This is a genomic window from Cupriavidus sp. KB_39 (assembly GCF_052114485.1).
Lineage (GTDB): Bacteria > Pseudomonadota > Gammaproteobacteria > Burkholderiales > Burkholderiaceae > Cupriavidus.
Map to the genome: position 1 here is coordinate 1 of NZ_JBFREV010000248.1, position 379 is coordinate 379.

The 379-nt window shown below is 69.7% G+C and carries 1 protein-coding gene; it reads left to right on the plus strand.

Annotated elements, in window-relative coordinates; genetic code table 11:
- Positions 1–379: ImcF-related family protein (locus AB4Z27_RS29790; protein WP_441646084.1), on the plus strand; the 379-nt coding region annotated here is incomplete at both ends.

Consider the following 379-nt stretch of genomic DNA (forward strand, 5'->3'; position numbering starts at 1 on the left):
ATGTGGAAGCCCTATGCGGCGGCCAGCCGCGAGCTTCTCGTCAGTCCGATTCAGCAGGATCTGGAGGATGTGCTCGTCGATCTCTCCCAGATGCCGGTGGATGGGCTCGACGCGCAGGCCAGCCAGTGGGCGCTGGACGGCCATCACACACTCAAGACCTATCTGATGCTGGCCAACCCGGAGCGCGCCGAGCCAGACTTCCTGGCGCCGCAGCTGGTCCGGCACTGGCAGACGGAAGCCCGCATCACGCCGGGCGAGCGGGACGATCTGGCGGAGCGGCTGCTCACGTTCCATGCCGCCCGCGTCAAGGCCCATCCCGACTGGCGCATCGAGGCGAGCCCCGAGCTGGTGGCCGGCGCGCGGCGCACGGTGCTGGCGG